This window comes from Methanocalculus taiwanensis, from assembly GCF_024372745.1.
Lineage (GTDB): Archaea > Halobacteriota > Methanomicrobia > Methanomicrobiales > Methanocorpusculaceae > Methanocalculus > Methanocalculus taiwanensis.
This window is the reverse complement of the sequence record NZ_VOTZ01000021.1, coordinates 19,007-43,886: the sequence shown is the minus strand read 5'-3', so window position 1 is coordinate 43,886 and position 24,880 is coordinate 19,007. Positions and strand designations below refer to the sequence as shown.

29 protein-coding genes and 2 tRNA genes are annotated in these 24,880 nt (G+C 51.6%); 7 read left to right on the top strand and 24 right to left on the bottom strand.

What is annotated here, in order from left to right:
• Positions 1–172: 172 nt before the first annotated feature.
• Positions 173–802, bottom strand: coding sequence for a tetratricopeptide repeat protein (locus FTO68_RS09480; RefSeq protein ID WP_255333158.1), 630 nt, complete (start codon positions 800–802; stop codon positions 173–175).
• Between the two features lie 99 nt (positions 803–901).
• Here FTO68_RS09480 and FTO68_RS09475 point away from each other — a divergent pair, with 99 nt between their 5' ends.
• From FTO68_RS09475 to FTO68_RS09460, 4 genes are all read left to right on the top strand, one after another.
• Positions 902–1,927: a hypothetical protein gene (locus tag FTO68_RS09475; protein WP_255333157.1), complete on the top strand. Its 1,026-nt coding sequence runs from the start codon at positions 902–904 to the stop codon at positions 1,925–1,927.
• Between the two features lie 166 nt (positions 1,928–2,093).
• Positions 2,094–3,206, top strand: a complete 1,113-nt coding sequence (locus FTO68_RS09470) for a Fic family protein (RefSeq protein ID WP_255333156.1) — start codon at positions 2,094–2,096, stop codon at positions 3,204–3,206.
• Between the two features lie 379 nt (positions 3,207–3,585).
• Positions 3,586–4,506, top strand: a complete 921-nt coding sequence (locus FTO68_RS09465) for a cache domain-containing protein (protein WP_255333155.1) — start codon at positions 3,586–3,588, stop codon at positions 4,504–4,506.
• Between the two features lie 142 nt (positions 4,507–4,648).
• A complete protein-coding gene (locus FTO68_RS09460; protein ID WP_255333154.1) occupies positions 4,649–5,953 on the top strand; it encodes an ATP-binding protein in 1,305 nt (434 codons plus the stop codon).
• Between the two features lie 108 nt (positions 5,954–6,061).
• On the opposite strand, the gene FTO68_RS09455 is transcribed toward FTO68_RS09460, so the two are convergent.
• From FTO68_RS09455 to htpX, 4 genes are all read right to left on the bottom strand, one after another.
• Positions 6,062–6,135 (bottom strand) — tRNA-Val (locus FTO68_RS09455).
• Positions 6,136–6,230: 95 nt separating this feature from the next.
• The gene (locus tag FTO68_RS09450) at positions 6,231–7,220 is read right to left on the bottom strand and encodes a cache domain-containing protein (RefSeq protein WP_255333153.1); all 990 of its coding nucleotides are present in this window, start codon (positions 7,218–7,220) and stop codon (positions 6,231–6,233) included.
• 58 nt (positions 7,221–7,278) lie between these two features.
• Positions 7,279–7,349, bottom strand: a tRNA-Gly gene (locus FTO68_RS09445).
• Between the two features lie 77 nt (positions 7,350–7,426).
• A complete protein-coding gene (htpX, locus tag FTO68_RS09440) occupies positions 7,427–8,308 on the bottom strand; it encodes a zinc metalloprotease HtpX (protein ID WP_255333152.1) in 882 nt (293 codons plus the stop codon).
• A 113-nt stretch (positions 8,309–8,421) separates the two neighbouring features.
• Between htpX and FTO68_RS09435 the strand changes: the two genes are divergently transcribed.
• Together FTO68_RS09435 and FTO68_RS09430 are read left to right on the top strand one after the other, a co-directional pair.
• On the top strand, positions 8,422–9,189 hold the full coding sequence (locus FTO68_RS09435; protein WP_255333151.1) for a sulfide-dependent adenosine diphosphate thiazole synthase: 768 nt from the start codon (positions 8,422–8,424) through the stop codon (positions 9,187–9,189).
• A 15-nt stretch (positions 9,190–9,204) separates the two neighbouring features.
• The gene (locus tag FTO68_RS09430) at positions 9,205–9,864 is read left to right on the top strand and encodes a putative phosphothreonine lyase domain-containing protein (RefSeq protein WP_255333150.1); all 660 of its coding nucleotides are present in this window, start codon (positions 9,205–9,207) and stop codon (positions 9,862–9,864) included.
• Positions 9,865–9,887: 23 nt separating this feature from the next.
• Here the strand turns inward: FTO68_RS09430 and FTO68_RS09425 are convergent, their stop codons facing one another.
• From FTO68_RS09425 to FTO68_RS09380, 10 genes are all read right to left on the bottom strand, one after another.
• Positions 9,888–10,034, bottom strand: a complete 147-nt coding sequence (locus tag FTO68_RS09425) for a 50S ribosomal protein L40e (RefSeq protein ID WP_255333149.1) — start codon at positions 10,032–10,034, stop codon at positions 9,888–9,890.
• Positions 10,035–10,097: 63 nt separating this feature from the next.
• Positions 10,098–10,640, bottom strand: coding sequence for an RdgB/HAM1 family non-canonical purine NTP pyrophosphatase (gene rdgB, locus FTO68_RS09420; protein WP_368659895.1), 543 nt, complete (start codon positions 10,638–10,640; stop codon positions 10,098–10,100).
• Between the two features lie 2 nt (positions 10,641–10,642).
• A complete protein-coding gene (locus FTO68_RS09415; protein ID WP_255333148.1) occupies positions 10,643–12,211 on the bottom strand; it encodes a bifunctional N(6)-L-threonylcarbamoyladenine synthase/serine/threonine protein kinase in 1,569 nt (522 codons plus the stop codon).
• A gap of 7 nt (positions 12,212–12,218) precedes the next feature.
• Positions 12,219–12,374, bottom strand: coding sequence for a 30S ribosomal protein S27ae (locus FTO68_RS09410; protein WP_255333147.1), 156 nt, complete (start codon positions 12,372–12,374; stop codon positions 12,219–12,221).
• Between the two features lie 2 nt (positions 12,375–12,376).
• Positions 12,377–12,670, bottom strand: coding sequence for a 30S ribosomal protein S24e (locus FTO68_RS09405; protein WP_255333146.1), 294 nt, complete (start codon positions 12,668–12,670; stop codon positions 12,377–12,379).
• 28 nt (positions 12,671–12,698) lie between these two features.
• The gene (locus FTO68_RS09400) at positions 12,699–13,202 is read right to left on the bottom strand and encodes a GTP-dependent dephospho-CoA kinase family protein (RefSeq protein ID WP_255333145.1); all 504 of its coding nucleotides are present in this window, start codon (positions 13,200–13,202) and stop codon (positions 12,699–12,701) included.
• Positions 13,202–13,408 (bottom strand): transcription elongation factor subunit Spt4, encoded by a 207-nt coding sequence (spt4, locus tag FTO68_RS09395; protein WP_255333144.1) that lies wholly within the window; start codon positions 13,406–13,408, stop codon positions 13,202–13,204. Before spt4 ends, FTO68_RS09400 begins: the two co-directional genes overlap by 1 nt.
• Positions 13,395–13,976, bottom strand: coding sequence for a DNA-directed RNA polymerase (locus FTO68_RS09390; protein ID WP_255333143.1), 582 nt, complete (start codon positions 13,974–13,976; stop codon positions 13,395–13,397). The genes spt4 and FTO68_RS09390 overlap by 14 nt, the downstream gene beginning before the upstream one ends.
• 9 nt (positions 13,977–13,985) lie before the next feature.
• The gene (locus FTO68_RS09385) at positions 13,986–14,399 is read right to left on the bottom strand and encodes a type II toxin-antitoxin system VapC family toxin (protein ID WP_255333142.1); all 414 of its coding nucleotides are present in this window, start codon (positions 14,397–14,399) and stop codon (positions 13,986–13,988) included.
• Positions 14,363–15,598, bottom strand: coding sequence for a translation initiation factor IF-2 subunit gamma (locus tag FTO68_RS09380; protein WP_255333141.1), 1,236 nt, complete (start codon positions 15,596–15,598; stop codon positions 14,363–14,365). Before FTO68_RS09380 ends, FTO68_RS09385 begins: the two co-directional genes overlap by 37 nt.
• A gap of 189 nt (positions 15,599–15,787) precedes the next feature.
• Between FTO68_RS09380 and nikR the strand changes: the two genes are divergently transcribed.
• A complete protein-coding gene (nikR, locus tag FTO68_RS09375) occupies positions 15,788–16,216 on the top strand; it encodes a nickel-responsive transcriptional regulator NikR (protein ID WP_255333140.1) in 429 nt (142 codons plus the stop codon).
• Between the two features lie 8 nt (positions 16,217–16,224).
• Here the strand turns inward: nikR and FTO68_RS09370 are convergent, their stop codons facing one another.
• The 9 genes from FTO68_RS09370 to FTO68_RS09330 form a co-directional block, all read right to left on the bottom strand.
• Positions 16,225–16,512, bottom strand: coding sequence for a DUF2098 domain-containing protein (locus FTO68_RS09370; protein WP_255333139.1), 288 nt, complete (start codon positions 16,510–16,512; stop codon positions 16,225–16,227).
• Positions 16,513–16,558: 46 nt separating this feature from the next.
• A complete protein-coding gene (locus FTO68_RS09365; protein ID WP_255333138.1) occupies positions 16,559–17,536 on the bottom strand; it encodes a histone deacetylase family protein in 978 nt (325 codons plus the stop codon).
• Between the two features lie 67 nt (positions 17,537–17,603).
• Positions 17,604–19,352 carry a glutamine--fructose-6-phosphate transaminase (isomerizing) gene (gene glmS / locus FTO68_RS09360; protein ID WP_255333137.1) on the bottom strand — a complete coding sequence of 583 codons (1,749 nt, stop codon included), beginning with the start codon at positions 19,350–19,352 and terminating at the stop codon, positions 17,604–17,606.
• Positions 19,353–20,516 carry a sugar phosphate nucleotidyltransferase gene (locus FTO68_RS09355; protein ID WP_255333136.1) on the bottom strand — a complete coding sequence of 388 codons (1,164 nt, stop codon included), beginning with the start codon at positions 20,514–20,516 and terminating at the stop codon, positions 19,353–19,355.
• Between the two features lie 6 nt (positions 20,517–20,522).
• Positions 20,523–21,740, bottom strand: a complete 1,218-nt coding sequence (glmU, locus tag FTO68_RS09350) for a bifunctional sugar-1-phosphate nucleotidylyltransferase/acetyltransferase (protein WP_255333135.1) — start codon at positions 21,738–21,740, stop codon at positions 20,523–20,525.
• A complete protein-coding gene (locus FTO68_RS09345; RefSeq protein WP_255333134.1) occupies positions 21,737–22,993 on the bottom strand; it encodes a phosphopentomutase/phosphoglucosamine mutase in 1,257 nt (418 codons plus the stop codon). The genes glmU and FTO68_RS09345 overlap by 4 nt, the downstream gene beginning before the upstream one ends.
• Before the next feature lie 34 nt (positions 22,994–23,027).
• Complete coding sequence (locus tag FTO68_RS09340; protein ID WP_255333133.1) at positions 23,028–23,633, bottom strand: hypothetical protein; 606 nt, start codon at positions 23,631–23,633, stop codon at positions 23,028–23,030.
• Positions 23,630–24,235 (bottom strand): cyclase family protein, encoded by a 606-nt coding sequence (locus tag FTO68_RS09335; RefSeq protein ID WP_255333132.1) that lies wholly within the window; start codon positions 24,233–24,235, stop codon positions 23,630–23,632. The genes FTO68_RS09340 and FTO68_RS09335 overlap by 4 nt, the downstream gene beginning before the upstream one ends.
• Positions 24,232–24,879, bottom strand: coding sequence for a protein-L-isoaspartate(D-aspartate) O-methyltransferase (locus tag FTO68_RS09330; protein WP_255333131.1), 648 nt, complete (start codon positions 24,877–24,879; stop codon positions 24,232–24,234). The genes FTO68_RS09335 and FTO68_RS09330 overlap by 4 nt, the downstream gene beginning before the upstream one ends.
• Position 24,880: the final 1 nt, after the last annotated feature.

Below are 24,880 nucleotides of genomic sequence, written 5' to 3'. Positions count from 1 at the left end.
TTCCCCTGGATGTACTTGATCTCAAGGCACTTCTTTCCCATCTCGCGCTGTTTAGCAAGCCACTCTTCCGCCCAGTCTTCCATGTAATAATATTAGGGAATAATAATATATAGATCTTTTGGTCGTGCGGCCTTGGTTTGATGAAAAGAGTGCTATGTGAAGAGATTATGCCCTATGTGTGGAAAAGTTTGGGATTCTGGAAATTCAGATCGCCCGGCCATCTCTTCCGGCCTTCCTCTGCCGCCCTGAGCGCCTCCTCGAAACGCCGGGCCTGTTTCAGGGAATCACACCGGAGAAGGTATTCTCTCCTGGAATTTCGTGAATCCTGATCGGTTTGTGGTGGAGAGAGTGAAGAGATTACTGGTTTCTTCAGCCGTTCCGTTGCATTTCGAAGGGCAGGATGATCGGAATCGATCTCCTCTGCCTTCGCAAGTGAGGCTTCCGCTTCCTCATCCCTGCCCATCTCATGAAGGAGGACGCCACGGCTGATCCAGGCCGCGGCATCAAGCGGATGTATCGCAATTGAGCGGTCAAACGACTCAAGCGCCTCCTGATCACGCTCGAGGCAGACAAGGGCGGCCGCACGCTTCATCCAGAATCCGGCATGATCCGGCCTCTTCTTCAGGATTTCATCATAAATAAGAAGAGCCTCTACATATTTCCCTGCATTCAGGGCGATCTCAGCCCGTTCGATCTTTCTCTGAAGCACCTTTGGATTGATATGAACGCCTCCGCAGATCCCGTTTTTGAGTGGATGGAGATAATCCTGCTGAAGACATTCAGTCAGTTCGGTTCCAGACACTTAACAACATTCTTTATGATGAGAGATCCGGGAGAGGAAATTTTTTGCGCTCACGAAACCTTTGAATCGATGATATCCGGCTTGAAAGGAGAATCCAGAATGAGAAAGAAGAGAGGAAAGCAGAGAATACTTACCATATTGATCGTGCTGATTGCGATCCTGGGCATACCCGCAGCTGCCGCCGCCTCCATGTCGGGATCACTCCATTCGACAGCAAAGGGCGATAGCGTCTTCATCGAAGGATATGCGTATGGGAGCCCGAGTGCGGGCGTTGCAGTCTGGATCTTCGGGAACAACTACTACTTCCGGGATACACAGTCTGTTGAGTCCGATGCAGGCTTTTCGTATGAACTCACCGGCTCACGAACAAGCCTGATGGCACCGGGGCAGTATTTTGCAGTTGTCCAGCATCCGATGGCGAATAACCGGTTCGATGTGATCGAGGATACAACGACGACAGCCGGGACAACCTACGTGCGGATGAGAGGCAGTGTGGCAACATCAGGTGCCGATGTCTTCATAGCTGCAGGACCCGGGCGGCTCCAGGGATCCAATGCAGCTGAGGCCCTCATTCGCCTTCTGGACAGCCAGAATATCGACGATACGTACATGAGAACGACGTTTCTCATCGAAGAACCCCGGATTGAGATTGATACGATACGTACTACATACACTGCAGAGAGGTTTATGATCACGGGAAGAACGAACCTGGCTGTTGGAAATGATCTCCTCGTCGAGGTTGTATCATCAGCATTTGGACACACCAGCAAGACAAAACCGGAGCCATTCTCAGGAGCCTCCGGGATAACAAAGGTGGTTCCGGGCGACGCCTTCTCACAGAGGTTCTTCTTTGAGGTTGACCCGGCTGCGTTCCTCCCTGATGAGTATACGATCAAGATTACGTCGCTGAAGACAGATCAGGTGGCCACCACCACCCTCACTGTGATCGAGGGGAAGCCGCCGGCAGAAGAACCGGCTGTAGTACCCCCGGCACCAACGCCATCCATAGACGAGCCGGAGATCCCGACACCTACACCTGAGCCTGAGCCTGAGAAGAGCCCGCTCCTCTATGCAAGCCTCGCGGCTCTTTTTGTCATGGCGGTGTTTGCGTGTAGGCGGGGGTGAAGGAGGTAGGGCAGGAATGGGTGAAACCACTCCTTTGAATACAGCAAAAACATAAAGGTTTTCAATAACAATTAGCAAGTATCTTCAGCATTAGAGAATACAAAGTCCGTCGAGCGGCAATTGCAATCACCCCCGGCATCTGGACTATTGTAGATAACCCCTTGAGATGATGACAGTCCAGCCATATATCCCCGAAGAATTGCCTCCCGATACAATCAACTGGGAGAGCCATATCCCGCAGATAGCATCAGCAAACCGTGCTCTTGCCAGGTACGACGGCATTCTTAACGCGATCCCAAATCCGGAACTGCTCCTTTCCCCACTCCTGACACAGGAGGCAGTGATCTCATCGCGAATCGAGGGCACACAGGCATCGCTTAAGGATGTCATGAAGTTTGAGGCAAACCCAAAAGATCCGATCAGCGATGCAAGCCTTGCTGATATCCAGGAGATCATCAATTATCGGGAAGCACTTCGCACAGCGGTGGATGCCCTCAAATCCCAACGTCTTGATCTCCCGCTTATCTGCAAGCTGCACAAGATACTCTTAACAGGCAGCCGTGGCATGAACCGTGAACCGGGATGTATCCGCGCAATCCAGAACTTCATCGGGCGGGACGCACATATTGAGCATGCGATCTTTGTCCCACCTTCAGCAGATAGTGTACCGGGAGCCCTTGCCGACTGGGTAGAGTATCTGCAACATGAAGAGAAGGATGTTCTGGTCCAGTTATCACTACTAAAAGCGCAATTCGAGCTCATACACCCATTCTCCGATGGGAACGGACGTATTGGACGAATGCTTGTCCCGCTGATTCTTTACAAGAAAGGGCTCATAGGAAATCCTATGTTCTACATCAGTGACTATCTTGAGATACACAGACCACTCTATTATGAACGGCTCCTAGCCATTTCACGGGATCGGGACTGGAACGGGTGGATTTCATTCTTTCTCCATGCCATTGAGGAGCAGGCGGGAACAAACGGCCGAAAAGCAAGGGAAATTCTGGATCTCCATAATGAGATGAAACAGACAATTCCGGAGATAACACGATCGCAGTATGCCGTTGCCGCAATCGATGCCCTCTTCAGAACACCCATCTTCACTCCATCTGAATTTTATGATCAAACAGGGATCCCAAAGAAGACAGGGAATCGGATATTACAACAACTTCGGGAACAGGAGATCATTACCATCCTGGCTGAGGGAAGCGGGCGTCGCGCTACAACCTATCTCTTCCCCCGGCTTATTGCCATCACCGAAGGAGACAGATTATAAAAAGAGAATGATAGTATTCACGATCACCGTACCTGCTTGTATACAGAATGAAACAGTTCTTATCCCAGACACCTTTTCAGCCACCAGATTATCTCGAAAAGCCAGCCGCCGGGATACGTTGTGGGTCATCTACGATCCATAAAGAAGTTAGTGGGACATAAAAAGAATAATATGTCCTACAAATCAGATTGTGGGACACAGATGACATACAACAAAAAGAACCCGCATTCATTAAAATCTCAACAGATCAATAACCGGCCGGATTGGTTTCATCCAGATGCATGAGAACAGGTGCCGGCTGAACCATTGTAAACAGAAGCACAGAAGATATGACATCAATTCGGCAGATTAAAGATGTTGAGTTGAGAATTGAGCTTATATGCATCATAAAGTATCAGTGATCGTAATTCTTGCCATCCTCATTCTTGGAGCCGGATGTACTGGAGCGGCACCGGAGAACGAAATACATAAAACAGCCTATCCGACCCTTGAGACACCGCAGACATCACTTGAAATTAAAGAATATGTCGATTCTGGGGCCGCCTGGGCATTGGAGAATGGCAAGGATACGGCACTCTCAGCATTTGGTGATCCCTCCGGCCCGTTTGTGAACGAGGACATCTACATCTATGCACTCGATTATAACGGTATCGCTCTTGCCCTCCCCTTCCAGCCGGAGATGGTCGGTGAAGATTTCATGCCCATTCTGGACGCCTCCGGGAAGCCCTATACAAAGGTTGAGATTATGCTTGCAAAAGAGGGGGGCGGATATATTCTGTACCATTATCCCTATCCTGCCGGGGATCAGCCGAGCAGGCAAAAGATCAGCTATGTCCGTCCGGTCGATGAAACCTACTGGATCGGGGCAGGAGTCTATACTGATGAGAATCTCCTCATCACTCCCGAACTCCGGAGATTCGTTGACGTGGCTAAAGAATTTGCACTTGAAAGGGGGAAAGACAAAGCCCTGGCGGCATTCAACAGCGAAGAGGGGGAGTTTATTGACGGTGAACTGTACATCTTCGCCTACGATTATGACGGGACAGTCCTTGCCTGGCCATATCGCCCCGATATGATCGGCGTAAACCGGATCAATGCCACCGATCCGATGGGCAGCCACCATATACAGGCATTCATCGATACGGCTGGTCGGGGCGGTGGAATGGTAGATTATTATTCAGTGAACCCGTTCACGAACAAGACCGATCTGAAGATCAGTTATGTAACAGATGTCGATGGCACCTGGCTGATCGGTTGCGGCCAGTATATCGAACCGGGCCAGATCGTCCTCCGGAACTGAGTTTTCAAAGTGCGTTTTGGGAGAGGGAAGAAGATATCCCCTCTCTTAATCTTTCATTGGAAGAGATTCCGGATTGTCTAAACGCCATATATGTCAATTATAGTCGACAGTTTTATCATATATCATCTACTATAATCGACAGATGGATGAGAGAATGGAGATCGCACTGGAGAGCCAGAATCCATGGTGGTCTTCTGGAGAGTTTGAAACAGGAGTCGACCGCCTCTTCAGATTCCCTCAGATCGAGCGATATCTGAATATACAGGAGGTTCTTCTTATCGTCGGTGCACGAAGAACCGGAAAGTCGACCCTCGTCTATCAGATAATCCGATCTCTCCTTGATCAGGGTGTCGGGAGAGAAGCAATCCTCTACATCAATCTTGATGAGCCCCTCTTCCTCTCAATGGCAGATGACCCAACCCTGCTCAGCTCTATTGTTGAAGGACATCTCGCCCGCCATGGAAGAAAGATACAACGCCTCTATCTTTGTATTGATGAGATCCAGAACTATTCCTACTGGGCTCCTGCCATAAAGACGTTGTATGATACAAAGAGCACTATCAAGTGTATCCTTACCGGTTCGGTATCAACACTTCTCAAACAGGAGATGAGTACGCGCCTCTCCGGGCGTCACTTCTCCATAACTGTGTATCCCCTCACATTTGCGGAATGCCTCGGTTTTCAGAAGACTGAGTACCCCACCATTATGCAGATGAGGGAGGCATTTGGTAAATACCTGAAGTACGGCGGTTTTCCTCGTGTCGTCCTTGAACCCGATGAGAGCATGAAGATGGAGATCCTGAAGAACTACTATGAGACGATCTATCTCAAGGATATCATCTTTCCAAACAGAATCCGGAAGAATAGCGAGATCATCGATCTCCTCTACTATCTGATCTCACATACCGGAACCCTCCTCTCGTACAATAAAATCGCAGAAACCTTACAGATCTCCACAGACACCGTCCGGGAATATATCGAGTATGCGGAGAACGCGTTCCTCCTCTCCACACTGATGAAGTATGACTACTCACTAAAGAAGCAGCTTGCAAATCCAAAGAAGATCTATGCGATAGATCCGGGTCTTATCAACGCTGTTTCGTTTGCGTTCTCAGAGAACAGAGGCAGGCTGATTGAGAATGTCATCTTCATGACCCTCAAACGAGCGTATGAATCAATATACTATCATAAAGGCCAGTACGAATGTGACTTCCTGGTGAGTGTGGACAGGCAGATCACCCATGCCGTTCAGGTGACACAATCCCTGAAAGAACCAAAAACAAGGGAGAGGGAGATCAGGGGTCTCTCAGAAGCGATGGAGACCTACGGCCTGCCGGAGGGAACCATCATTACCGAGTATGAGTCAGATGAGATCGAAACTGACGGAAGAAGAATTCATGTCATTCCATGTTATACATGGCTCACCCGGAATGGTCAGATCTTGTGAAGCAGACGTAACCGCAATTGAGATCGATCAAACTCTATGAAAATGGATTTTGGCCTGCATATAAACCTCACAATGAGTATAGAATTCAAAAAAAAAGCTGAAAATGAGTGGACTCGTCGTGATTCGAACACGAGATCTCCGCCGTGTGAAGGCGGCGTCATAACCAGCTAGACCACGAGTCCCTGTACCCTTAATCTATTCTTCATCCTCGGGGATAAGGCTTTTCAAAAGTGAGATGGAGTAGATTCAACCCGGAACAGAGAGGGGATGCCACCCCTCAGAGCGGCGTATACTCTCCGGTTACCTCGCTCAGGTACACGCCTGATCCCAGCCACCACTCATCATTCACCGGGAGGACATACCCTATCTTCAGTTCCTCGCGGTTCCCTTCATCAGGGTTTGGCCAGATGAAGACGACAAAGCCGCCACCCCGAGCAGCAGTTGTGGCAAGGGCTTCGATATTCCGCATCCCGTACATATCCACACGATCATAGAGGTTCGATCCGATCTTCTCAGGGAGATAGGGATGCCCAATCAGGGTGCCGTCATACTTGTATGCATACAGATAATGGCCGTTGGCATTCACAAACCGTCCATCAAGGTCTGAGATTTCTGCAAGGGCCGCCTCATCTCCCTCAGCCAGTGCATACGCAACTCCGTCCCCGACAAGGTCAATCATATCGCCAACAACCCCCGGATACCCCTCAACCGGACTGAGATCGGCGAGGGCAACACCGGATCCGATCCACCAGCCCTCGCCTGCCGGTATAACATATCCAAGCTTCGGCTCATAGGTTGCATATGCCGCCTCATCAATTCCGCCATCAGAGGGCTTTGGATAGAGATAGGTGATGAATCCCCCACCCGCAAGAGCGATATCGCGGGCCATCCGGATCACCGGCATACCCCGGCTGTCTGTCCACCCGGATCGATTGAGCCCGATACTTTCAGGCTCATACGGATGGGCAAGCAGAATACAGTCGTTATCATAGGCATAGATGTAGTATCCATCAAAAGTGAAATCACCGGAAGGATCACCAAATGCGGCCAGCGCCTCTTCTTTCCCAGCGACTGCCGCATAGGAAGCTGCATCCTGCATATATGACTCCAATGCCGCCATCACCATTGAAGCATACCGCTCCTCTTCAGATGGAGGAGTGGGCTCATCGCCGGGAGATTCAACCAAAGGTTTCGCACCCTCTTCAGCAACACAGCCCGCACAGGCGAGCAGTAACACCAAACAAAGACCCACTATCCAGTATTTCATTATATGATGATCGGGGAGAAGAAGCGAAAAAGATAACGATTTTAAAAGGAGAACGAAGTGCATCGACCGGGAATTGAACCCGGGCTATTGGCTTGGAAGGCCAAAGTCATACCACTAGACCATCGATGCGATGCGTCTTTTATGTTCTCTTTGAAGAGATTTAAGGATTACGTAATTGCATCCCAATTGGGGAGGAAACAGAGGGGCTACCAGCCACCCCTGATCTCCTCATTCAGCTTCTCTAATGCCGCAATCCGCTTCTCAAGAGGCGGATGGGTCGAGAAGAGCTCCATTAAGGACTGACCTGAAAGGGCAGGGATGATGAAGAAGGCATTTGCACCCTCCACTTCCTGCTTCTTCTGCCGTGGCACTGTATCCATCCTGTTGCTGATCTTCAGCAGCGCAGTCTGGAGTGCTTTTGGATTATTCGTGATATATGCCGCACCCCGGTCAGCGGTAAACTCACGGTACCGCGAGAGCGTCCTGATAAGGAGCGTTGCCGCCACCCATACCAGGATAGCAACGATCCATGCGATGATCCAGGGGTTTCCGTCCCGCCTGTCAAAGAGGGAGGCAAAGAGTGCGTTCTGGACGATCAGGGAAGCCACCATTGCAAGGAAACTGGCAATTGTCAGTGTCATCACGTCACGGTTCTTGATATGTGAGAGTTCGTGCGCAATAACCGCTTCAAGCTCCTCCTTTGAGAGAATTCGCATGATCGAATCAGTCACCGCAACGACGCCGTGCTTTGGGCTTCGCCCGGTTGCAAACGCATTTGGCACGGGAGACTGCATAATGGCAATCCTCGGCTTTGGGAGATCAGCTGTCGCACAGAGCCGCTCAACCATCCGGTGGAGTTCGGGGTACTCATCTTCTGCAACCACCCTTGCACCGGTACTCATCAGCACCAGCTTGTCTGAGAAGAAATACTGTGAGAAGGCCATTACAAAGGCAATCCCGATCAGAAGCTGAAGGGACAGCCCCAGAACCGCCTGTAGCACGGTGAGGAAGATGAGGTACACAAGGAGCAGCAGTGCCCAGGTGAAGATCATCCTCATGGTGAGGCCATAGTCGCGCTTCCATTTCATACCCTTATCTTTGCCTTTGGCATTCATAATACCTGCGAACAACACCATTATCCGTACTATAAATAAAGAGAATATTAGTAAGATCAGCGCACCTAATACGATTGAGGAATCAGATGAAACTCGATGAAGTGACGATCAGCAGGGCAATCCTCAAAACACATGCGGAGATCTTTTCGGGATACCTCGATCTCGACATTGCCATCGTAGGTGGCGGACCCTCCGGCCTTGTCTGTGCCGCCCTCGCTGCGGGAGACGGGAGGAAGGTCGCCATCATCGAGAAGAAACTCTCTGTCGGCGGAGGCATGTGGGGAGGTGGAATGACATTTCCACGAATAGTAGTTCAGGAGGAGGCACGGCGCCTTCTGGATCAGTTTGGAATCCGCTACACTGAGTACGGATCCGGCTATTTCGTCGCGAGTTCAATTGAGGCGGTTGCGAAACTGACCGCCGCAGCCTGTGATGCAGGAGCAGAATTTTTTAACCTCACCTCTGTCGAGGATGTCGTCGTAAAGGGGGATGGACGGGTATCGGGCCTTGTGATCACCTCATCACCTGTGGAAATGACAGGGCTCCATGTGGACCCACTGACGCTCGCAGCAAAGATCACCGTCGATGCAACCGGCCATGATGCGATTGTAGCCCATTGTGTCCGGAACAAGGGAGGCGATCTTTTCATCCACGGAGAGGGATTCATGTGGGCTGAACGGGCAGAGACAAACATCATCAGCCATACCCGTGAGATATTCCCTGGCCTCATCGCCTGCGGAATGGCGGCGAATGCGGTTGCAGGCGAGGCGCGTATGGGACCCGTTTTTGGAGGGATGCTACTCTCAGGGGAGCATGCAGCAGTGCTTGCCCGTGAATCTCTTGGGCGGTTGTGAGGGAGGTATGAAATTATGGAGTTAACAGAACCGGAAATAGACGAGGAGATTGCAGATCTTGCCTTTGGCATCTTTACAATATACTTTGGAAAAGCCATGGAAGAGACCAAGAGACCTCTTTTTTTGCTTCTTTCCAATGAAAGCGAGTTGTTAAAGGCCTGCCAGGAGACATTTGCCCGGTTTTGTGAAGAATACCCGCCGCTTGCCGGGGCGATCCACTCCAGTATTGGAGGGTGCGATGAGATATGCTGCCATTACCAGATGGGAGAGGGCATCCTTCCATCAGAAACCCATAAAATGCACTGGATCATCCAGGATGCACCTGGCATCCATCCGGATTCTGTCAATGAGGAGGAGGCCGGAAAATGGCTCATCTTCCTTCCACAGGATCAGGCAGATGCAGTCTGGTCACAGATCCGGGATGCCACCTGGGAAGGAACTCTCGGCATATCTGCAAAAGTGAGCACTATCAAAGAGAATCCACAGTCACGGGATGAGCGGCTCGTCATCTATGTATATACAAGAGACTGGAAAGACGTCGACGAGGTGATGCGGGTTCGTGAGAGGCTGAAGAGCTTCGGTATCACCGACAGGATAGGGTACAAGCGTAATATCGAGACATTTGCCGGAGAGTACAGCTCTGCCGGAAAAAGAGTCACGTATTATAATGCATAAAAAAATAGTGAGAGCGGAAGAGATTATGCCTTCCGTTCCTTGTTCTTCGTTCTAAGCTGGTTTGAACCACACTTCCGGCAGGTAGTTGCGCGGATTGCGTTTCGGGAATTGCATTTCATGCAGATTTTGACGTTAAGCAGTCGTGCTTCAGCTTCTGGAAAACGTGCCATAGTAAACACCAAGAGATATGCTTCTTATTAGTGGACGTTTTGATCTCTTAACCATTGTTGTATTCAGGATCTCAAAGAGACGAACCAGTCCCGGAATGCAGCAAGTGCCTTTCCCCTGTGTGAGACAGCGCTCTTCTCAGAAAGTGGAAGTTCAGCAAGCGACCGGTCACCAACAAAAAATATCGGATCATACCCAAATCCCTCACTCCCCCGTGGAGCTTCCAGGATCTTCCCCTCGATTCTGCCTGAGAAAACCCTGATCCCTTCATCCGATGCATAGGCAATCACTGTCTCAAAATATGCCGATCGATCGGTGATACCTTCCATCAGCCTGAGGATCCCGCCATTCCCGATCGTCTTCATGCAGTATGCAGCACAGGTACCGGGGAACCCGTTCAGCCCAGCTATGAATAAACCCGTATCATCGACGATCAACGGTTTTTTCAGTTTATCCCATGCAGCGCTTGCTTTTTCATAGGCAACAGAAGAGACATCGTCATGCCGGATCTCGTGAATATCAAGATCGAGGTGCTCAATCTCTGCAATTCCGGTGAAGAAGGAGGCGATCTCATCTACCTTGTGAGGGTTGCCGGTTACGACCGTGATGATCAGAGATACCGCCCCCGCAGCTCAATCTCATGCTCCCGGACAAGGACATCACCTGCTCCGGGGAACGCATTACAATACCCCTTCACAAACGCCTCCTTCAATAAGTCAGCATCCGGCCGGGTGCTCTCAAGTGTCTGGAAGATCACATGGATATCCACACCCCGCGCCTCAATCTCAGAGGTGATCTGTGACAGCCCAAAGTCAATCAGGACGATCTGATCCCCTCTCTTGATCATATTGCTTGTCGTCAGGTCGCCATGTGCGATCCCTGCACCATGCAGCTTTCCGATCGTCGCACCCACCTCTTCAGCAGAAGCGGGATCAAGGACATACTTCAGGATATCTCCCCTGATCTCCTCCATCAGGATGGTATCACGGGTAACATCCATGATCACCGGGGTCGGAACACCCGCGCGGCGTGCTGAAGCGATTATGCGTGCTTCGGCACGGGTCCTTTCCCGAATCAGTTCGGAATCAAGGATAGGATGGCGATACCCCTTCTTCAGGCGGCGTTTACGGGCACCATCCCCGGAGAGCTCCACCTCTGCTTCTGCTCCCCGAAGCATCTCATCGGACTGTCTTCGATCAAAGACCGATCCTGCTTCCCTCCTCCAGGTAACCTCAACCTGATCTGATCGGTATGCCGGGTTCACACGGGATTGCGGGATCGAAATTGTCTGCCCGCTTTCCAGCATGATCCTCCCGGTATAGGCGATCATCGCACCATTGTCACCCATATATTTTCGCTCGGGCACTGAAAACGATGCACCGCGCTCTCCGCACATCACCGAGAGCATCTCCTGAAGACGGGAATTTACCCCTACACCACCGACCAGGATCGCCTCATCCTTGCCGGTATGGGCTAGGGCCCGCTCGGTAACCTCGACACACATCGCAAATGCCGTCTCCTGCAGGCTGTAACAGACATCGGGAAGCGGCGCAGCGGAATCTTTTGCAGCAGATACAAGCCCTGAAAAAGCGAGATCCATTCCCTTTACCGTATAGGGGAGGGGAATATACGACCCTTTCCGTGCCAGTTCCTCGACAACAGGCCCTCCGGGATGGGGGAGGGCATGGTGCCTCGCAAACTTATCCAGCGCGTTTCCTATCCCGATATCAAGTGTCTCCCCAAAGATCCGGTATCTTCCATTGAGATACCCGAGCACCTGCGTATTGGCACCACTCGCATAGAGCACAATCGGATCGGCAAAACCTGTAGCAAATCGCCCGATTTCGATATGCGCAACACAGTGGTTGACACCGATCAACGGAACACCAAGGCTGAGTGCCAGTGAGCGTGCTGCGGTTCCAACGGTCCGGAGGCAGGGGCCAAGTCCCGGACCCTGTGAAAAGGCCACACCGGCGATCTCATCCGCATCTGCAAGCGCAGATGTAATCACATCCTTCAGGACTGCTGCATGATGCTGGGCAGCCTCACGGGGATGGATACCCCCCTTTGGGGGCGAATAGGCAGATGACGACAGGCTAACAAGATCCTCATCAAAAACAGCGGCACTGAGGTTCCATGCTGTCCCCTCAATCCCCAGTACCTGCCCGACACGAGGCATGTATCAATTACTTGTTGAATTCAGTAAATCCGCACTTGCCACACGATACGCGATCCGCATGTGTTGCGAGAAAAACGCCTGGTCCGCAACGCGGGCAGTGGCGTTTCTGGGAAACCGCCTTATCGCCTTCGATTGTATAATGCTTAAAGCGTCCGTCTGCCATTATTACTCCTCCGCTTCTGCCTTTGGCTGGCCACGGGAGATGATGTATTCGCGCTCGGTTCGTGCACGCGCTTCAGGCGTGTCATAGATTCTGGCAAGACCCTTTCCGATACGTGAACCGTATTGGGTTTTGATGGAATCAAGCGCCATCTTCTCTTCATGTGCATTCAGAAGAGCACCGAGCTTTCCAATGATCTCTTTTCTTGAAGGGGTTGCGCCTTCAAACGTCAGGGTAAACTCTACTTCATTTCGGAGCAAGAGTTCATTTCTTGTATTGGCTGTAATCTGAATCTCCATCGGTATCCCAGAATTATTATCAGGGTAGTTATTTAATACTGGCGTTCTCACTGGTGAAATACGAGAGGAGGATCCGCGCATCTTCCCTGGCAGAATCATCAATCTCCCTGAGTACAACCCCTTCGCCCGGCTGCCCATAGAGAACAAGAGCGCCATTTGGGGCTGCAATGACAAGCGGTATCACCGCCAGATCCTCCTCACCTTCGACAAAAACCAGTGCGGGCGGATGTGTGATCGCTTCATTGAGTCCGGAGATGAGATCTGCTGTGATCATTCCAGCAGGATTTACGACCCTGATCTGCCGCGCTCCTGCATAGAGCGGCGTTTTAAGAAAAGGCGACCGCATCGTATAACCATCAATAACAGCAATATCAGGATAGATGCCGCGCGAGAGGAGAGAGTCGGTGACAACGTCCCCGACAGAATAAACGACCTTCCCCGGGAGGAGTGGGATTACCTTGCTTATATCAGAGAAGAGTGTTCCAAACGGCCTCCTGAAGAGGTCGCGGAACTCATCCTGGAGCCGGAGCATTAACGAACCTTCAGTGCATATCGTCCGGGAAGGTCGATATTCATCTTTTCTGCGATCTCTGAATGTTTCGGATCGATGATGACGACATATCCCTGCCAGTCTGTGGAGAGGTTGGCATCACCACAGATGATGCATGCCTCCTTATCTCCATCAAGCACCCGGTGGCACTGCCTGCAGACCTGATCCTGCTTCTTACGAACGGGCATCGACACTCCTCTGGCCGATCTCCTTATTATGGTCGTCTTCGAGCCACTGTGCGGTTCCAAGGCCTGCCTGGCGCATCGTCAGCCCTATTTTGCTCTCACGAGGCTCGCGCTCGTTTAATGAGAGTGAGACGATACGAGCCCTGACAACATCGCCAACACCAATCGTCCGGTTTGTCTGCTGGCAGACCAGACGTGAGTTTTTCTCATCGTGGTTGATGTAATCATCCGAGATCTGGCTCACATGCAACATCGCATCAATCGGGCCAAGGCTTACAAACGCACCAAATCCTGTCGTTTCGACGACAATACCCTCGATAATCTCCTGAAGGGCAATCCGGAGCGCAAGCGCCTCGAAGGTGACGTCATAGTATACCGCCCCATCACCGGGGATGATCTCTCCCTCCCCGATCTCATCGATATCAGTGACGACGATGAATATCCCGATCTCCTTATCGATACTCCCTTCGAGCTGCTCCTGAAGTACATCAAGGAGAACAACACGGAGATCCTCACCAAGGCGGTTAGCGGGGACCCGAACCTTATCGGCTAGTTTCAGCTTGTAATACATATCCCATACCTACTTTCTGATCAGTTCCAATCGTTTCTGGTTTCTTAATATTAATACCGGGATGCCCTTGTGAAGGAGATCATCTTTTAGTTTCCTGTCATTTGTTACAACCGGAGCAGAAAGAATTTCCGCCGAACGGGCAACAATCTCATCAACCGGCGCCGGAGTATCCTGTGCCGGAAGAATACGACACTGTGGCAGGAGGGCAAGACCAAAACGGGCTGCTGCCGCAGATTTACCCCTCCCTTGCGAAAGTGCCCGCAATTCATCCACCACCTCGGCCGGCACAACCGGCTCGAATGCACCGAAGATCTCCTGCAGGCCGTTGAAGATATCAACACCTGATCGTGAAGGGATAAGAAGTGCATTCGTATCAAGGAGGACTATTACTCTGTCAGAACCCCCATTCCGATAAGCCGCCACCGTCCACCTACCTGTCTTGAGATAGCAATACGGGACCCGACCTCCGCACATACAGGCCGTTTGAGGACTACCTCGACGGAGTTCTTCTTCGTCCCGGTGACAACACCCACAGTGACCGCAGTTCCGACAGAGAGCATCAGTGGCTCTTTATGCTTCAGCGGCTCGATCAGCTGTTCAGAGGTGGCGCCGACGACACGCTCCATCAGGGTGACATCAAATTTCAGTTTGTCCCAGACCGGAGGCAGCTGGTCAGGATGGCCGGCGACCTGCCCGACAAGGGTGTCGCTCTTCGTGATCGCAGGATCAAGCTTTGTTCCGATGCCGGTCAGTCCGCCGGGCGTTGCAACAGCAATCTTCTTCGAGCCCATGTGCATTGAACTGACCTTTGTCCGGATAGGCTCCCATTTTGTCTTATTCTCGATAGTATGCTGACGTCCGGGCCGGATCTCAATCTCATCGCCGTCATGAAGCAGACCCCTGATAAGGGAGCCTCCGATAACCCCGCCTCGTATATCCTTCCATTTCGAGCCCGGCTTGTTGATATCAAATGAACGGGCGATAAGGAGAACCGGAGGTTTGTTTGGATCCCCTTCAATCTCAGGGATCGTCTCATTTACGGCAGCGATCAGGGATGAAAAGTTAATTTTTTTCTGGGCGGATACCGGAATGATTGGTGCATTCTCTGCAACAGTGCCTTTAATGAACTTTTTTATCTGTTTATAATTTTCAAGAGCCGCCTGCTGTGTGACGACATCAATCTTATTCTGCACTATCACGATGCGCGTAATGCCGGTCAGTTCAAGTGCCATCAGGTGCTCTTTTGTCTGGGGTTGAGGACATGGCTCATTGGCTGCGATGATGAGCATGGCACCATCCATAATAGCAGAACCAGACAGCATCGTCGCCATAAGAGTCTCGTGACCCGGTGCATCCACAAAAGAGACCGAACGAACAGGCTCCGTTTTCCCGCCACATTCAGGGCATGTTGCTGATACGGAGTATGAATCCCCCTCAGCACAGGAAAGGCACCGATAAAAGGTCGCGTCGGCATACCCAAGGCGGATCGATATCCCCCTCTTTAATTCTTCACTGTGGCGATCGGTCCATGTACCGGTAATCCCGGAGACGAGCGTCGTCTTCCCGTGGTCGACGTGGCCGACGACGCCTATATTGACACTTGGTATTGTTGGATCATGCAAAGAAACTCAAACCTCCTTAGCCTATATAATCGTTCTTCTCATAGATAATATCTCAGTGCACCGGGGAATCCTCATCACAGAAACACTCCTCTGTATCCGGGCGGATGTAGATACAATGTATGCCAGTACTATGGGTTTTTTTCCGAAATAGTAATATCGTTGAATGCAATAGATAGAAGTAGGAACATTATGACAGGAGACTCTGAATTATCCCGAATTGGAATATCGCTCCCAAAAAATCTTCTCGACACGTTTGATGACATCATTAACATGCGTGGATACTCATCCAGATCTGAAGGGATCAGGGATGCGATCAGAAGCTACATCACCTATTACCAGTGGATGTCGGATGTAAAAGGGGAGCGGCAGGGCGTCATCACCATGGTGTACGATCATGAACACCGGGGGCTGATCCAGACGCTGACCGAGATACAGCATGAATATATGAATGTGATTCAGGCATCTTTGCACTCACATGTCACCCATGAACGGTGCCTTGAGGTCATTTTGGTCAGAGGGGATGGCGGAAATCTCAAAGCCATCGCTGAACGGCTGATGGCCCAGAAAGGTGTAGAGTCAGTGAAACTGACAACGATTCCCGTAAAAGACAGAGTTTAAGAGGGAAATCATCCTCCGCCTTCACAGGCACCATCAACATTGAGCCAGGCACTTTCTGCGGCGACAGTTTCACGAAGACGTTCTTCTGTAATGGCGTCTCGTGCATCTCTCTTCACCTTCACAACCTTCCCTTCTCTCAGCTCCACTGGAGTGAGGAGATCAATCCGGTAGAGGAGATTGGTTGTATCAATACAGCCAAAAAGAATGCCCCCGATATCCTCTATCCGGGTAACAGTGCCGACGGTACCGGTTCTCCCATACCGCACTGCCTGCCCCGGCATGATCTCACTTGCCATAGCCGATTGTTGATACCATCCCCCATAAAGGTATTGGCAGTTCCAATCAGATCTGTACCCTCTGCAGGAGTTTTGCTATCCTGAGTGTACCCGCATGCGGGGTAGTGATCCCAGGTTCATGGAGCGTATCGCCCTTCAGTGCTGAGAAGATCGAATATATGGACTTTCCCATAGACGGGCCATATCCGCCTTCAAGCACAAGGGCGATCGGCAGATCGAGAGCATCGGTAATTGTTCGTGTCAGCAGGCCGAAATCTCCGGGGAGAAGGCGCATCCCTGCGAGTGGATCATCGCTCAGCCCATCCTGTCCAGCAGAGATGATCAGGGCTTCCGGCCTGAAACGGAGCATTGCGGGGATGAATACCTCACTGATGAGGTAGCGATAATCGGTTAATCCACAGCCCGGGAGGATTGGCGCATTCAGGTTATATCCCTTCCCGGCACCAGAGCCGATCTCATCAATCCACCCGGTCCTTGGAAAACTGTTGCTCTGATGGATTGACATCACCAGGACCCGGTCACTGGTATAGAACGCCTTCTGTGTCCCGTTCCCGTGGTGCACATCCCAGTCTAGAATGGCAACCCGATCACATTCCTTAAGAAGGGAGGCTGCTGCAATAGCGGCGCTGTTGAAGAGGCAGAACCCCATTGCACGATCCGGTTCGGCATGGTGTCCCGGGGGGCGGACAAGGGCAAACGACCGTTCACCATCCATAGCGCGTTCCGCGGCAAAGATCGCCGAACCAGCCGCATACGATGCCACCTCATATGAATGCGAGGTGACATAGGTATCCGGATTGATGAACCTCACCCCCCCGAATTCGGAGAGCTGGCGGATCATCATCACATGTTCAGGAGTATGGACCAGCTCGAGATCGTTTACTTCCGCCAGAACCGGGGAATGAATCACCACCCCCTCCGGAATACAGTCCCTGAGCGTATCAAGGCGGATAGCACATTCCGGATGGTTATCGAGGTGGTGAAGGAAGAAGATCTCCCCTGATACCGCGGAGGTTTTCGGCATTATGATACAATCTCTCTCATTGTATGATAATAACTTTCCATCTCTACTGCAAAGTGAGTAAGATTACTCACTCCACCGTAACGCTCTTGGCAAGATTTCTCGGCTTGTCGATATCGCATCCAAGTCCATCTGCAACATAGTATGCAAGCCGCTGGAGCATGACTGATGCCATAGCAATCCCCGCCACCTCATTACAGGGGGGAAGCGGGATGAAGAGATCCACGATCTCCGGCAGTTCACTATCCCCGGCAATCCCGATTCCTATCACCGGCGCTCCCCGGGCTTTGATCTCCTTGATATTCGAGATCATGACAGGATACGTTTTTCCGGGCATTGCCAGAGCAATCACCGGAGTATCCGGTGAAAGTAAGGCGAAGGGACCATGCTTTAACTCCCCAGCCGCATATCCCTCTGCATGAATGTAGGAGATCTCCTTCATCTTCAGCGCACCCTCAAGTGCCACAGGATAATAGAGGCCACGGCCGATGAAGAAGATTGATTGTGCCGTACAACAGAGTGCAACCGCATCTTCAACCTCAATAGTCAGGGTATCCTCGATCATGATATTAACACGGTTGAGTTCCATCTCAAGTGCAGTATTATCAGAGAGGAATGCGGTGATCTGCAGACCTGCCGCCAGCTGTGCGATGAACGATTTTGTCGCAGCAACACTCATTTCAGGACCCGCACGGGTATAAATCGTCGCATCGGCAATTCTCGTCACTGACGATCCGACCACATTGGTGATGGCGATCGTCGGGCACCCCCATGCTTTTGCCATCTTCAGGGCTGCCAGGGTATCTGCAGTCTCTCCCGACTGGGTGATACCGATCACCGGAACTGTTAAAGGAGGGGCGTAGTATTTGAATTCAGATCCGATCTCCACCCTCACGGGGATGTCGCAGTATGACTCGATGAGATATTTATACAGAAGTGCGGCATGATAGGACGAGCCGCAGGCAACTATCATTAAGCTCATCCTGCTTCCAACAAAATAGGCAAGGGCTTCAGGAGATTCCCTGACTGCATGGACAGTATTATAGAAGACCTGAGGCTGCTCGAAGATCTCCTTCTGCATGTAATGGGCAAAACCCCCTTTTCTGGCATCCATTATATCCCAGTCCACCTCTTCCACAGGACGGGAAACCTGCTCTCCTCCAGTTGTGATCAAACATCCTGAGCAGCTCAGAACTGCACAATCACCATCATCGAGGTAGATCACTCTTCGTGTATGATCAATGAGCGGCGTCACATCCGATGCACAGAACAACTCCCGATCTCCAATTCCGATCACAAGCGGGCTTGCCTTCCGGGCAGCTATGATCCGGTCATCCCCCTCGGCAATCACAAGAATTGCATATGAGCCTTCAAGCAGTGGCAGCACTTCAGCAACCGCAGAAGAGAGATCGCCCTGGAAGTGTTCCTCCACCAGGTGTGAGATCACCTCCGTGTCGGTATCTGAACGGAATGTGTGGCCCCGGGCAGTGAGATCGCGCCTCAGTTCTGCATAATTCTCTATGATCCCGTTATGCACAACAGCAATTTTCCCGGTACAGTCGAGGTGGGGGTGTGCGTTCTGATCGTTTGGGATGCCATGGGTTGCCCAGCGGGTGTGGCCGATACCGATCCTCCCGGAGAGCCCGGCAGTATTGGATCCTGCATCAGAGATCCTGCCACCCTTTTTAGCGAGGGATATGTCGCCATTCAGAGTGGCCAGCCCAAAAGAATCATATCCCCGGTATTCAAGCTTCTTCAGGCCATCAATAATGATGCGTGCTGCCTGCCTGCGGCCGATATACCCTACAATCCCGCACATTCAGATCACCCGGGAGCCATCAGGAATCACTCCTTCAAGCCGCCTGCCAGATTGCACCTGACAATCATTGCCGAGGATACACCCTTTAAGCACAACAGATGACTCTAATGACACCCGCTCGCCGAGAATTGCACCGAAGGTTCCACGGTGAAGCATCTTCCCATCTCCTTCACCAAGTGAATAAAACCCTTCAGTTGTGATCGTTGAGAGATGATCTGAGATGCTGCATCCTTCCCCGATAACCGAATCTTTGATCCTTGAATGAGATCCGATACAGACATCATCCAGGATAATACTGTTTGCAATAACTGTAAACGGCTCGATTGAAGCCCGGTCTCCCACACTCACATCAGGTCCGATGATGACATTAGGACCAATTGTCGTATCTTCCCCTATCCTGACCGGACCGGTTATAGTGCACCCGGGACCGATGATGCTCCGGGCCCCGATAGAGACCCTGCCATTTACCGTTACAAACCTGCTGATCGTCCCGCTCCGTTTGGATACATTCGTCTGGAGCAGGTGGTGGTTCTGGCCGAGGAGATCCCAGGAATGGATCGCATCGTACCAATCCCCGCCATAGACAGCCCGTATCGGTATACCATCGTTGATCAGGCGTATGACGAGATCTGACATATCATACTCCCTGATGCTTTTAATCACCTCCGGGGTGAAGAGGTACAGCCCGCTGCTCACCATGCATGGGCCCTTTTCATCAGGCTTCTCCATCAAAGAGGTAACAAGACCATCCTGCACCTGAACAACCCCGTAATGGGAGGGCGAGAGTGAGCCGGTCACCATTATTGCGTTCCCGGAGGTTCCAATCGCTTCGATTGAACCTGCATCCAGATAGTTATCTCCGGAGAGGACGAGCGTTGTGTCATGAATCAGGTGTGATGCACAGGCAAGCGCATTCGCAGATCCAATCTGTTTCTCCTGTACAACCACCTTCACCTCGTGATCGAGAGTATTTAAGTGCCGGATCACCCGCTCTCTCCTGTATCCGACAACAACGATGATATCGCGAATCCCCGATTCCAGAAGGGCTTCAATACAATAGTCGATTAATGGACGGTTCCCGACAGGTATCAGTGCCTTTGGGCGGTTCTTTGTTAATGGACGAAGACGCCATCCCTCGCCCCCGGCCAGAATTACTGCCTGCATCTCAATTCACCTCGATATGATCGTTTCGTCGTCATATACCCCGTCAACGAACGAATGTGGTGCAATCCTGCACCCGGATCCGATGAGAGACCCGGTATTTACCGAACAGTTGATCCCAAAGAGGACATTGTCCCCTATGACCGCGCCGAATTTCTTTCTCCCGGTTCGGATACCCCCGACATGAACAACCGTATAATCGTGCCTGAGGTTGGCTATCTTTGTCCCAGCCCCGAAGTTGCACCCTGACCCGATAACACTGTCTCCTATATAATTGAAATGGGGGATCTTCGTTTTATTCAGGATAACAGAGTTCTTTATCTCAACCGCATTCCCTATATGGCACATATCCCCGATCGAAGTCCGCGGCCGGATATATGCATGGGGACCAACGATACAATCCTTCCCTATGATACAGGGGCCTTCGATATAGCTCCCGGATCTGATAATTGTCCCCTCTCCTATGGCAACTGTTCCTTTGATGACAACTCCCTCTTCAACAGTCCCAAGGTTTTCTGCCTGCAATGCATCGAGAAAAAGCTCGTGTGCCGCCAGAATATCCCAGGGATACCCGACATCCATCCATGATCGGAGGCAGAACGCAAAGAGAGAGCCTTCATTGATATACCCCATAAGCGCATCTGTCAGCTCGTACTCCCCCCTCCGTGAAAGGCCGATCATCTGTATCCGCTCGAAGATCTCAAGTGAAAAGAGGTACGCACCCGCATTGATCAACCGGCTTTTGGGGTTCTTTGATTTCTCCTCCAAATTGACAACCCGGTCACCTTCAAGGAGAACAACCCCGTAATCCTCGGGATGATCCGTCTCCGAGACAGCGAGCGCAGGGATCGGCATCCTGCAGAACTCAGCAATCTCATCAGCCGAAAGGAGCATATCCCCGTTCATCATCAGGAAGTTCCCGGATACCAGTCCCTCTGCCGAACGAAGCGCATCGGCTGTTCCAAGCTGCTTTCTCTGAACAACATAGTCGATCTCAACACCGATGCGGCTCCCGTCACCAAAATATTCCCTGATAGCCTGCTCCCCATAGCCTACAACAATGATAAAACGCTGTATGCCGGCCTCCTTTCCAGCAAGGATGAGATGCTCGAGCATCGGGCGGTTTGCCAGGGGAATCATCACCTTCGGCCGGCTGGTTGTCAGGGGGCGCATCCGCTTCCCCTCACCTGCCGCAAGAAGTATGCATTCTGTTACCGGTTCCATCATGAGACCTCTTTTAGTACTTTTTTCAGTCGATCTTCTCCTTCAGAGAGGAGTTTTTCTGCAATACCCGTGGTTTTTCCTTCTGCTGTCACCCTCACCTTTGGTTCAGTCCCGCTTGCCCGGATCAGGTACCAGCCGTCTTCTTTCTCAACCCTGATGCCATCGGTCGGCACCTCCGCACCAAGCAATCGAAGCGCAGAGTCGCCATTTGAGGTCTTTAGAGATGAACGCAGGATCGGATATGCCGGCATCGTATCGACCTCCGCTGCTATATCCCATTCACCGGCAATCTCACAGAAGAGTGCGGCTGCATAGATGCCATCAGGGCAGAGGGAGTGTGATGGGAAGATCCAGCTTCCCGAGGGCTCACCACCGAGGCTTCCCCATGAAAGGAGGGCTTCAGAGACATAGCTATCGCCAACAGGTGTCCGCCTGACTTTGGCAACCTCTTCGATCGCCATCGAGGCATCAACAGTCGTCACCACCTCATTGAGATCGAGATATCGCGCAAAGAGCATCAGGAGATGTTCCCCTGAAATAAACCTGCCCTGATTATCAAACGCAACGCAGCGATCCGCATCGCCATCATGGGCAATACCACATGCAGCACCCGATCGCCTGATGATTGCGGGCATATGCGAGAGATTTTCAGGTAGCGGTTCAGATGGGCGGGGGAAGGTGCCGGTTGCGTCACAGTTCAGGGCGATGCTCCGGACACCTGCTTCCTGAAGGAGAGAGGGGGTGATCAGGGAGCCTGCCCCGCCTCCACAATCAAGCACCACCGTCATGCCTTCGTGCGGGCGGACAGAGGCAAGGATTGCATCCCGATGGGGCGTGATGATATCCGCATCTCTCCTGAATCCCAGGCCTCTCCAATCCTTCCAGCACGGGGTTTCAAGGGTCTCTTCCACATTTTTCTGCTGATGAAGGGTGAATGACGAGCCGTCCGGGTTGAATACCTTCAGCCCGTTATACAGCTCAGGATTATGCGATGCGGTCACCATACATCCCGCATCCGCGATACGTGCTGCATAGGCAACTGTCGGGGTTGGTGCGATACCTCCTGCTATGACATCTGCCCCTGAGGAGAGAATGCCTGAAATAAGGGATTCTGTTAGAATATGACGTGTGGTTCGGGTATCACTCCCAAGAACCACGCTCTTTCTGCCAGCTCCGATTGAAGCTCCCACACGGAGGGAGAGATCGAGGAGTGTCCGCCCAAACTGCATCCTGATTCCGGATGAACCAAATAGCATACTGAAGATGTGATTGGGATGGTATTATGGTTACTCATCTGCCAAACGGACACCAGTGCTTAAGACCAAGGAGGGAGGCAGTGCCCGCAGTTGAAGGACCGAGATAGACAATCTCTTTTGTCAGAAGGAAATCCTTCTGTATAGCTATACCCTCATCGGTTACAAAACCGTCTCCGGCGATAAAGATGATATCTGCATCCTCCGGCTTCTCAACAATCCTGTTCCGGAAGAGATCCGGTATCACACTGAGATCCCCAACGACATAGATCTTACCGTTATCATAAAATCTTGTGAGAAGTGCCTGGCATTCCATTCGATCCGAGGGAGAACAGGAATGCAGCTTACGCGAGATGCACGCAAAACCTGTGACAACATTGATGATCGCAGCTGCTGCGGCTCTCGTCATCTGTTTCTTCAGGGGAGCCCCATAGAGGAATGATATCTTCGTCTTACCCTCAAATGGTGTGGTTGTCACCATCTCTGCAGTCCTCCCGCCATACACAGCCTCAAGGCAGACGCCTTTTGGATACTGGCAGATCGGAACATCGGTGGTTATCCAGAGAGAGACGACACCGTCGTCACATCCGCTCCCTTCAAGCCTTTCTTTGAGTTTTTTTACTGCATCGTGAATGACTGTCATAGCATCACATCTTCAGATTCAATGAAAATCACCCGTGCAGGTGATCCATCGACACCTTTCAATGGTAGAGGCAGGGCAATTATCGTATATACCCCTTCCGGGATGGATTCCAGAGAGAGGAGCTCGATTACAACCACCCCGGCGTGAAGGAGGAACCGGTGAGCCGAGCCATCACTCCCCGGCAATTCAATGGACGGGGCATCGGTTCCGATCAGGGATATGCCCTGCTTCACCAGAAACCGGGCCTCTTCTTCGGTCAGGTACCCATATTCGTCCGGCACTGAAGGTTTCCATCCGGATCGGATTATCAGGCGGGGCGTGACGGAGATCGAGGCAGCCATGGCACTCTCCGGAACCTGACCCTTTGGAACATTCAGCAGAATGCAGGATCCAATGAAGGCGTCCGGAGGGATCTGGTCAATAGACGTTCCTTCCGGGATATAATGGAGGGGTGCGTCGATATGGGTGCCCGAATGGCTCCCCATTCTGATTCCGGTTATACGGATGCCACCATCCTCTTCCGGTTCGAATACAACCGGGGGGTCGCCCTGATAGGTATAGATTTCTTCAGAAAGAGGATGGGTTGCATCATAGATCTTCATTCCTGCCACCCATATTCTCCGATCAATGGAACAAACCTGACCGGCTCAAAACATTCCTGAAGGAATTCATCACCCTGGCGCGTGATCCTTACAAGATGCTGTATGTTTCTATCTCCAACAGGCGCAACAAGCCTCCCTCCGTCTGCAAGTTGTGAGAAGAGGGGTGTGGGAACGGAGGGGGCAGCTGCTGTCACCAGAATTGCATCATAGGGTGCTGCTTCCGGATATCCGGCAGTCCCGTCACTGACAAAGATCCGGACACCTTCAACACCAGCCCGCCTGAGATTCTCTTCTGCCCTTCTTGCAACCTCCGGGATCCGCTCGATTGAGATGACCCTTCCGGAAATTATGGCAAGCAGCGCCGCCTGGTACCCGCTGCCGGTGCCGACCTCGAGGACAGAGTCGCCTGGTCTCAACCGGAGAAGCGCGGTCATCTCTGCAACAATATACGGCTGGGAGATGGTCTGGCCGTGCCCGATTGGAAGAGGGGAATCATGATACGCTTCCCTCTCCAGATCATGCGGGACAAAGAGGTGCCGCTCTACCTCTTCCATAGCTAGAAGAACCCGTTCGTCGGTGATACCACGGGATCTGATCTGGTCATTGACCATCGATCTCCGCAGGTGGACAAACAGGTCGTTCATC